Origin of the sequence: Burkholderia sp. KCJ3K979 (assembly GCF_016759955.1) — a bacterium.
GTDB lineage: Bacteria > Pseudomonadota > Gammaproteobacteria > Burkholderiales > Burkholderiaceae > Burkholderia > Burkholderia orbicola.
On the sequence record NZ_JACFYV010000237.1, the window covers coordinates 1 to 9,862 of the forward strand.

General features: G+C 68.0%; 7 protein-coding genes and 1 pseudogene. 3 read left to right on the forward strand and 5 right to left on the reverse strand.

The genetic code is table 11. From position 1 onward, the window contains the following. On the forward strand, positions 1–389 hold a 389-nt coding region (locus tag H3O04_RS30590; protein WP_202589098.1), incomplete at its 5' end, for an RNA-guided endonuclease InsQ/TnpB family protein. 156 nt (positions 390–545) lie between these two features. Here H3O04_RS30590 and H3O04_RS30595 read toward each other — a convergent pair. The 3 genes from H3O04_RS30595 to H3O04_RS30605 form a co-directional block, all read right to left on the reverse strand. After that, positions 546–878 (reverse strand): sugar ABC transporter ATPase, encoded by a 333-nt coding sequence (locus H3O04_RS30595; protein WP_006478845.1) that lies wholly within the window; start codon positions 876–878, stop codon positions 546–548. A gap of 288 nt (positions 879–1,166) precedes the next feature. Beyond that, a complete protein-coding gene (locus H3O04_RS30600) occupies positions 1,167–2,726 on the reverse strand; it encodes a DHA2 family efflux MFS transporter permease subunit (RefSeq protein ID WP_027806183.1) in 1,560 nt (519 codons plus the stop codon). 383 nt (positions 2,727–3,109) lie between these two features. Then, positions 3,110–4,021, reverse strand: coding sequence for a LysR family transcriptional regulator (locus H3O04_RS30605; protein ID WP_175875321.1), 912 nt, complete (start codon positions 4,019–4,021; stop codon positions 3,110–3,112). 146 nt (positions 4,022–4,167) lie between these two features. On the opposite strand from H3O04_RS30605, the gene H3O04_RS30610 reads away from it, so the two are divergent. Continuing rightward, positions 4,168–6,198 carry an FUSC family protein gene (locus H3O04_RS30610; protein ID WP_202589099.1) on the forward strand — a complete coding sequence of 677 codons (2,031 nt, stop codon included), beginning with the start codon at positions 4,168–4,170 and terminating at the stop codon, positions 6,196–6,198. A gap of 24 nt (positions 6,199–6,222) precedes the next feature. Here H3O04_RS30610 and H3O04_RS30615 read toward each other — a convergent pair whose 3' ends face one another. Both H3O04_RS30615 and H3O04_RS30620 read right to left on the reverse strand, forming a co-directional pair. After that, complete coding sequence (locus H3O04_RS30615) at positions 6,223–7,143, reverse strand: bestrophin family protein (protein ID WP_027813771.1); 921 nt, start codon at positions 7,141–7,143, stop codon at positions 6,223–6,225. A gap of 12 nt (positions 7,144–7,155) precedes the next feature. Beyond that, positions 7,156–9,480 (reverse strand): FdhF/YdeP family oxidoreductase, encoded by a 2,325-nt coding sequence (locus H3O04_RS30620; RefSeq protein ID WP_202589100.1) that lies wholly within the window; start codon positions 9,478–9,480, stop codon positions 7,156–7,158. Positions 9,481–9,632: 152 nt separating this feature from the next. On the opposite strand from H3O04_RS30620, the pseudogene H3O04_RS30625 reads away from it, so the two are divergent. Continuing rightward, positions 9,633–9,839: pseudogene (locus H3O04_RS30625) on the forward strand (winged helix-turn-helix domain-containing protein); the annotation flags it as partial. Positions 9,840–9,862: the final 23 nt, after the last annotated feature.

The following is a 9,862-nucleotide window of genomic DNA, read 5'->3' on the forward strand; positions in this document are numbered from 1 at the left end:
CCGATTTTCAACACAAGCTCGCGCTCGATCTGGTGCGGCGTTTCGATTACATCGCGGTCGGCAACGTGTCGGCCGCGAAATTTGCCAGAACCAGGATGGCGAAAAGCGTCTACGACGCGTCCTGGTCCTCCTTTTGGAACAAGCTCCGCTACAAAGCGATCGCGCACGGAGCCACGTTCGAGGAAGTGGACGAAAGCGGTTCGACCCAGTCCTGTTCGTCGTGCGGATCGAAAGACAGCACGACGCGGCCGAAAGGTATCGCGGGACTGCGAGTAAGAGAATGGGCCTGCAGTGACTGTGGTGTCGAGCATGATCGTGATATCAACGCTGCGTTGAACATTCTCCGATGCGGACGTGCATCGCCAGGTGTGGGAATCCTCCGCCTTTAGGCGGACGAGGACGTCAAGCGGGCTCCATCGAAAGGGAATCGTGGTGCGATTCTCTCATCGACGGGCACCCGGATGAAAATATTCGGCGGGCGCGCCGGTTGGCGCGCAGCGGCGGGCAGGCAGGCGGGCCGGGCAGGCGCCCGGCGCTGGTGGGCGTCAGATCGCGCAGCGCGCGATCGCGAAACGCATCGCTTCCTCGGCCGGCTCGTTGCCCGAGCCGCGCACGACCTTGATCACGGAGCCGTTGCCCGACGGCGTGAGCGTGACGAAGTACGAATTCGAGCCGACGGCGATGTCCGTCACGCCGTTGTGCTGCGATTGTTCGGTGCCCGACAGGCGGCTGTCGAGGCAGTTCGCGACCGCATAGGCCGGACGTTGCGACGACACGTAGATCATCGGCGCGGCGCCCGAGCTAGCCGAATCGGACGAGGGCGCGGAACCGCAGGCGGCGAGCAGGGCGGCGGGCAGGAGCAGCAGGAATCGTTTCATGGTCGGTCGTCGGGTGTCTCGTATCGAGGCTGGGGCGCGGGGTGGCGAAACGCGAAGCTTCGCGACGAAACCGCCCGGAATCGGGCCGCTTTTGACGGACGACGAGACGGCAGGCGGCTGACGACGGAGTATACCCGCAGCATTTGACGCCGTTGGCGCGTTGAAACGATTCGATACACAACGAGCGCCCGCTGCGGGACGGCCGCTCGTCCCGGATGTCGCCGTTACCGGCGAATCTCGCGGTCGTTGCGATGCCGGCGCACGGAGCGGCACCGCAACGCCTGCGGATCAATGCGCGCCGGCCGCCGCCGCATCGGCATCGCCGCCACCCGAGCGCGCCGGTTTCGTGATCCAGATGAGCGGAATGATCGCGATGAAGATGATCGCCGACACGTAGAAGATGTCGTTCAAGCCCATCACGGCCGCCTGCGAATCGACCGACGCATTGAAGAACGCAAGCGCCGAATCGGGGCTCAGGTGCAGCAGCGAACGGGTCGTGTCGAGCTGCTGCGTGAAGACCGGATTGGTGACGCTCGCCTGTTCGGTGAGCCGCACGTGGTGCAGGATCGTGCGGTCGTTCCACGCATTGCTGATCAGCGACGTGCCCACCGCACCGCAGAACGTGCGGCCGAAATTCGACAGGCCGGCTGCCGCCGGAATCTTTTCCGGCGGCAGCCCGGACAGGATGATCGACGTCAGCGGCACGAAGAACATCGCCATCGGAATGCCTTGCAGCAGCGTCGGCAGCACCAGATCCCAGTGCGACACGTCGGTGTAGAAGGTCGTGCGCATCATGAACACGACCGCGAAGCCGACGAATGCGAGCGTCGCGATATAACGCGGATCGGTGCGCGGCAGCAGGCGCCCCATGACCGGCGTGAGCAGGATCGCGAACACCCCGAGCGGCGCGGTGGCGAGCCCCGAATCGACCGCGCGGTAGCCGAGATAGCCCTGCATCCATTGCGGCAGCAGCACGAGCGTGCCGAAGAACATCCCGTACGCGACGGAGATCGCGATCGTGCCGCCCGCGAAATTGCGCTGCGTGAAGAGGCGCAGGTCGACGATCGGATTGGCTTCGTTCAGTTCCCATACGAGGAAGAACGCGAAGCCGATCAGCGCGACGATGCCCAGCGCGACGACGACGGGCGAGTTGAACCAGTCGAGATCCTTGCCCTTGTCGAGCATGATCTGCAGCGAGGCGACCCACAGCACGAGCAGCAGCAGGCCGACCGTGTCGATCGGCATGCGGCGCGTGGCCGATTCGCGATCGCGGAACACGAACCACGTGACGGCCGCCGCGAAGAAGCCGACCGGAATGTTGATGTAGAAGATCCACGACCAGTTGTAGTCGTACGTGATCCAGCCGCCGAGCGACGGCCCCGCGATCGGCCCGACGAGCGCCGTCATCGACCACAGCGCGAGCGCCGTCGACGACTTCTGCCGTGGCCACGCGCCGAGCAGCAGCGCCTGCGACAACGGCGCGAGCGGCCCCGCCACCGCACCTTGCAGGATTCGCGCGGCGAGCAGCGTCGGCAGGTTCGGTGCGATCCCGCACAGCCACGACGCGAACACGAACAGCAGGATCGACGTGACGAACAGGCGTACCTGGCCGAAGCGCTGCGTGAGCCAGCCGGTCAGCGGAATCGACACCGCGTTCGCCGCCGCGAAGATCGTGATCACCCACGTGCCTTCGTCGACCGACACGCCGAGGTCGCCCGAGATCGTCGGGATCGCGACGTTCGCGATCGACGAATCGAGCACGTTCATGAACATCGCCAGCGAGACCGCGATCGTGCCGATGACGAGCCGGCCGCCCGACAGCGGGCCTGAAGACGAGGGAGAGGACATGGCGTTCCTGCGTGATGGACGAAGGCCGTACGGCGCGTGCCGTTCGCCGCGCCTGCACGCGACGTGCAGGCGCGCGGCGAAGCGCGCAACGGACGGATGCACGCACGCCGCACGGCGGCCCGCCGAGGGGTGCCGTCGCGTGCGGTGTACGGTTCGAGCGGTGAATCGGAATGGCGAAGCCGTGACGGGCTTCGGGACGCGGGCCGGCCGGTCAGGAAGGCGCGACGCGCGTGATGCGTCGGCGGGCAGCGCTCAGGTGGCTGCCGTAGCGTGTGTGGTGATTTTTCATCGCCACAGGCTAACGATGCGGCGAGCGGCGATCAACGCTCGCATGCTCATTAATTCCTTTCCTGCACTGCAATAATGCAGCAGACATGCATCGATTACAGGCTCTGCGACGCGGTCCGCCACGCGGTGAAGACTTCCGTCAGGAACTCGACGAACGCGCGCACCTTGCTGTCGAGCGTCGCGCGCTTCGGGTAGAGCGCGTGCAGCTCGACGTCGTCGGTGCGATGCCAGTCGGGCAGCACGATTTCGAGTTCGTTGCTCTCGAGCCGCCGGGTGGTGAAGTGGGTCGAAATCAGTGCGATGCCGCCGCCGCTCGCCGCCTGGCGCAGCACCGTGACCGATTCGTTCGAGATCAGCACGGGCCGCACCGGCACGTCGGCGACGTCGCCGGCGGCGTTGGTGAGGCGCAGCGTCAGGCCCGGCGTGTCGCGGCCGACGAACAGGATGTCGTGATCGGCGAGGTCCTGCGGCGTGCGTGGCCGGCCCGCGCGGTCGAGATAGTGCGGGCTGGCCGCGAACTTCGCGTGCGACCAGCCGAGCGAGCGCGCGACATAGCCGGAATCGCTCAGCACGCCGGTGCGCAGCGCGACGTCGAAGCCGTGTTCGACGAGGTCGAGCGCGCTGTTGTCGTAGATCAGCACGAGCTGGACCAGCGGGTAGCGCCGGCGAAACTCGGCGAGCGCCGGCTCCAGTTCGAACAGGCCGATCGCGTAGGGCACCAGCACGCGCAGCGTGCCTTCGGGTTCCGTGCGCAGCGCGCGCACCTGACGGTCCGCGTCGAGCAGGATCTCCTCGGCGCGCAGGCAGCGTTCGTAATAGTCGCGCCCGGCTTCGGTGACCGATACGCGGCGCGTCGTGCGGTACAGCAGCTGGACGCCGAGGTCGTCCTCGAGCTGCTTGATCTTGCGGCTCACGCGGCTGAGCGGCATGTCGAGTTGCGTGGCGGCGGCGGTGAAACTGCCGCGCTCCACCACGCGCAGGAATATCCGGATGCTCTCGAGGTCCATGCGATTCGTTTCAATGTTCGGCCTGCGCGCATCTTACCGTCACGGACCGGAACGCTGCAGGTCGAGCCGATTATCCCGCCCGCTGCAATAACGCATCCCGCCGCTGCCCCGTAGTGGCGCGCGGAGCGCGACCGTATGCTCGCCGCATGAAATTCGCCTTCCCCTGCATGCCGACGCTCGCGGCCGTCCGGGCCGCGCTGCGCGACGCGCGCCCGACGCTGCCGCCCGGCGCGCTTGCCTTCGCGCTCCGCAATACGGCTGCCTCGCTGCTCGCGCTCTATATCGCGTTCCGGATGAATCTCGACGATCCGAAATGGGCCGCGTCGACCGTGTGGATCGTCGCGCAGGGCAGCCGCGGAATGGGGCTGTCGAAGAGCCAGTACCGGATTCTCGGCACCGCGATCGGGGCGGCCGTCGCGCTCGCGCTGACCGGCGCGTTCGCGCAGACGCCCGAGTTGTTCCTGCCGGCGCTTGCCGCGTGGATCGGCCTGTGTGCGGGCGTCGCGACGTTCCAGCGGAATTTTCGCGCGTATGCGGCGGTGCTCGCCGGTTATACGGCCGCGATCGTCGCGATGGATGCGGTATCGGCGCCGCTGCATGCATTCGATATCGCGGTCGCGCGGTTTCTATACGTGGTGGTCGGCATCCTGTGCGCGGCGCTGTTCGACACGGTGTTCGTGCCGGGCGCGCCGCTGCACGATGTCCGGACCCGGCTCGCGCGCTATCTCGAGCGTGCGGTGGCGCTCGGCGCGGGCGCGCTGCGCCGCGAGCCGAACGGCGCGGCCGTGCACCGGCTGTTCGCGGACGCGCTCGAACTCGACACCGCGGCGGAATATGCGGCGGCCGGCGCACCGCCGGTGCGCGGCGCGATCGGCCATTTGCGCGCGGCGGCGCTCGGCGTGCTGACGGCGCAGGCGGCGGCGCAGGCGATCCGCGAGCACGCGTCGCGCGCGCACGATGCGTCGGACCCGCTGGTCGACGAGGTGGCGCGCGTGCTCGACGGTATCGCCGCATCGGGCGACGCGCAGCCGAGGATGGCCGCACTGCGCGCACGCGTGGGCGATGCGCTGCGTGCCGAGGCCGACGCGCCGGCTGCGCCGGACACGTCGCGCCTGCTCACGCTCGATCGGCTGGCGGCGCTGCTCGGCGGGTTCGAACGCGCCTTCGCGAGCCAGGCGCTGCTCGACCGGCCCGAACTGCCGCCTTCGCGGGTGCGCTACGCGTTCCACCGCGATCCGGTGCTCGCGTGGCACAACGGCATCCGCGCGTTCATCGCGGTGCTGGCCGCGTCGGCGATCTGGATCTTCACCGCGTGGCCGGCGGGCGGCGGGTTCGTCGCGATCACGGCCGTGGTCGGCGCGCTGTTCTCGACCCGCCCCAACTCGGTGCGCGCGGCCATCGGCTTCCTGAAAGGCTCGGCATGCGCGGCGGTCGCCGGTGTCGTCTGCAACTTCATCCTGCTGCCGGCGGTGTCGGGCTTCGAGATGCTCGCCTATATCCTCGGCGTGTTCCTGATCGGCACCGGGATCGCGATGCGCCATCCGCGCACGGCCGCGATGGGCAGCGCGTTCTCGATCTTCTTCTGGAATTTCACGTCGCCGGACAACACGACGCGCATCGGCGATGCCGCGTTCCTGAACAGCGCGCTCGCGACGATGCTCGGCATCGCGTTCGGCGCGCTGATCTTCGCGCTGGTGTTTCCCGGCGATCCCGGCATGAGCCGGCGGCGTCTGCACCGCGCGGTGCGTCGCGATCTGGCGGAGATCGCGCGCGATCCGGGGGCGTGGCACGCAAGTGCGTGGCTGAGCCGCACGGCCGACCGTCTCGCGCGCGAGCTCGGTTTCGCGGGCAGCCTGCCGCAGACGCTGATCGAGCGCGACATGCGCGACCTGCTCGCGATCTGGGGAATCGGCGACAGCCTGCTGTCACTTGCCGAACTGGCCACGCGCGAACCGGTCGCGCGCCGCGTGGCGGCGGTGGTGCGCGCTCGCGTCGCCCGTGCGGATTTCACGCGGCTCGAACAGACCTGCGACGCGGCGGCCCGCCTGTTGCGCGGTCGCATGGCCGCGCGCGACGGCGACGCGGCGCAGGCGTTGCTGAACGGCATCGTGCTGCTGCGACGGATCGCGGACGCAACCGCCGAGCACGGCGGCTTCCTGCACGGCCGCCGCGATTGAGCGGCGCGAGTCAGGTGAAGCGAGTCAGGTGAGGCGGTAGGACGGACCGGGCGTCACCTCGGCCGGCAGCGGCTCGCGGTTCAGTTCGAGCAGCGTGCGCTCGATCTGCCGCGTCATCGCGTCGAGCGCGAGATGGTTCGGCCCGTCGCCGAATGGCTCGGCGATCGCATGCGCGATGGCGTCGAGCGCGATCAGCGTATAGGCGACGAAAACTGTTACGAAAGGTGTCGCCGCGCCGATCGAATCGACGAGGCCGAACGGCAGCAACACGCAATACGCGTAGATGGTCCGGTGCAGCAGCACGTCATATGAAAACGGGATCGGCGTCGACGCGATGCGCTCGCAGCCGCTCACCATCGCGACGAGATCGTCGAGGCGCGCATCGAGCATCCACAGCCGCGTGTCGGCGAGCTGGCCTGCATCGGCGCGCGCGGCGAACGCTTCGCGCAGCGCGTGCACGATGACGATCGGGCGAAACCGGGACGCGGCGACGCGCGCATAGGTGGCGCCATCGAGCAGCCCGCGCAGGTCCGCGGCCGGATCGGTGCCGCGCAGTTGATGCTTGAGCGTGTAGACGAACGCGACGACCGTGCGTACGAACGCGCGGCGCGATGCGTCGTCACGGTCCACCGCGCCGTAGCAGAGCGCCTGCGACACCAGCGTGCGCGTGGCGGTCAGCACGCCGCCCCACAGTTGCCGGCCCTCGCGATAGCGTTCGTAGCTGGCGTTGTTGCGAAACCCGGCGAAGATCGCAAGCGTCAGGCCGATCAGCGTGAACGGCGTCGGATTCAGCGGCACCTTCTCGCCGAGCACGCGGCCGCCGCCCCACACGGCGACGAGGCTGATCGCGAGCGTCAGCACGAGCTGCGGCAGGATGGTCGGCAGCACCGAGCCGTTCCAGACGAGCAGCATCCGCAGCCAGTGCTCGCGCGGACGAACGATCATCGGCGTGCTCCGTCAGGCGGCGATCGAGGCCGGCGCGGCCGCGCGATGCAGCAGCACGGGTACCGATTTCGACGTCGGCGTGTTGCACACGTCGCCGACGCTGTCGAGCGGCACGAGCGGATTGGTTTCCGGGTAGTACGCGCCGATGCAGCCGCGCGGGATGTCGTACTCGACGAGCAGGAAGCCCGCCGCGCGCCGCTCGATGCCGTCGTGCCACACGGTTTCCATGTCGACCCATTCGCCGGCTTTCAGGCCGAGCATCGCGAGATCGTCGCGGTTGACGAACACCACGCGGCGCTGGCCGAACACGCCGCGGTAGCGGTCGTCGAGCCCGTAGACGGTCGTGTTGTATTGATCGTGCGAGCGCGTCGTCATCAGCGTCATCAGCCGTTCGCCGTGCAGCGCGCGGGCACGCTGGATCGGCGTGTCGGTCGGCAGCGCGTGCGCGATGAAGTTCGCCTTGCCCGTCGGCGTGAGCCATTCGCGGTCGCGCGAGGCCACGCGCAGATGGAAGCCGCCCGGCCGCGCGATGCGCGTGTTGTAGTCGTAGAAGCCGTCGAGCGTCGCCTCGATCGCGTCGCGGATCTTCGCGTAGTCGTCCTTGTACGCGAGCCAGTCGATCTTGCCGCTGCCGAACAGCGCGTGCGCCATGTGCGCGACGATCGCGGGCTCCGACATCAGGTTCGGCGAAGCGGGCTTGTTCATCCCGTACGACACGTGCACCATGCTCATCGAATCCTCGACCGTCACGCCTTGCGCGACGTTGTCCTGCAGGTCGATCTCGGTGCGGCCGAGCGTCGGCAGGATCAGCGCGTCGCGGCCGTGGATCAGATGGCTGCGGTTCAGCTTCGTCGTGATGTGCACCGACAGTTCGCAGCGGCGCATGCCTTCCCACGTGCGCGGCGTGTCGGGCGTCGCCATCGCGAAGTTGCCGCCGAGGCCGATCAGCACCTTCACGTGGCCGTCGAGCATCCCTTCGATCGTCTCGACGACGTCGTAACCGTGATGACGCGGCGGTTCGAAATCGAACACGTGGCCGAGCCGGTCGAGAAACGCCTGCGACGGCTTTTCCTCGATGCCGACCGTGCGGTTGCCCTGCACGTTCGAATGACCGCGCACCGGGCAGAGGCCGGCGCCGGGGCGGCCGATGTTGCCGCGCATCAGCATCAGGTTGGTCAGCATCTGCACCGTCGCGACCGAATGCTTGTGCTGCGTGATGCCCATCCCCCACGTCGCGATCACGCGTTCGCTGCGCGCATAGAGCTGCGCGAGCGCGTCGATCTGCTCGTACGGCACGCCGCTTTCCGCGGTCAGCGCGGACCAGCTTTCGGCGCGCAGATCGTCGGCGAACGCGTCGAAACCGGCCGTGTGCTCGCCGATGAACGCGGTGTCGAGCACACGCGGCGCACCGGCGGCGCGCGCGGCATCGTTGAGTTCGAGCACGCGCTTGGCCATCCCCTTGATCAGCGCGAAATCGCCGCCGATCGTCGGCTGGATGAACGTCGACGCGATCTTGGTGCCCGACATCGTCAGCATCTCGAGCGGGCTTTGCGGATCGGCGAAGCGCTCGAGCCCGCGCTCCTTCAGCGGGTTGATCGACACGATCGTCGCGCCGCGCTTCGCGCACTCGCGTAGTTCGCCCATCATCCGCGGGTGGTTGGTCGCGGGGTTCTGGCCGAAGATCAGCAGCGTATCCGCATGCTCGAAATCGTCGAGCGTGACGGTGCCTTTGCCGACGCCGACCGACGCCGGCAACCCGCGGCTCGTCGCCTCGTGACACATGTTCGAGCAGTCGGGGAAGTTGTTGGTGCCGTACAGGCGCACGAACAACTGGTAGAGGAACGCGGCTTCGTTGCTGGCGCGGCCGGACGTATAGAACGCGGCCTGGTTCGGGTCGGGCAGCGCGCGCAGGTGGCGCGCGATCAGCGCGAACGCGTCGTCCCACGCGATCGGCACGTAACGGTCGGTTTGCGCGTCGTACACCATCGGGTCGGTGAGCCGACCGTGCTGTTCGAGCTCGAAATCCGACTGTTCGAGCAGTTCGGTCACCGTGTGCGCGGCGAAGAAGTTGGGCGTCACGCGCTTGCTCGTCGCTTCCGCGGCCACGGCCTTCACGCCGTTCTCGCAGAATTCGAACGTCGATGCGTGCTGGCGGTCGGGCCACGCGCAGCCCGGGCAGTCGAAGCCGTCCGGCTGGTTCTGGCGCAGCAGCGTGCGGTAGTTGCCGCCGGCGACCTTTTCCTTGATCAGGTTGATCGTGACGGCTTTCAGCGCGCCCCAGCCGGCGGCCGGGTGGGTGTACGGTTCGATGCGCGCGGTGGCGGATTTCTTTTTCATGATGCGGGTGTCGGGGTCGATGCGTGCAGAGTACGCGCGGCCTCTGTCCCGCTGTGTGTACACCTGTTCACTTCAAAAAAGAGTACAGTTTCGGCCATTCAGACAGTGCGGATCGCAACTGTGTTGCTGAAGGGAAGCTGAAAGGGAGGCGCGTGAAGCGTTACGAACAACTGGCCGACGATCTCCAGGCGCAGATCGAGCGGGGCGTGTACCGGCCCGGCGAGCGGATTCCGTCGGTGCGGCAGGCGAGCCGGCAGCAGCAGCTTAGCGTCACGACCGTGCTGCGCGCGTACCTCGTGCTGGAAAGCCGCGGCCTGATCGAAAGCCGGCCGCAGTCGGGCTACTTCGTGCGGGCGCGCGCGGCACGGTCGTGACGCTAAGC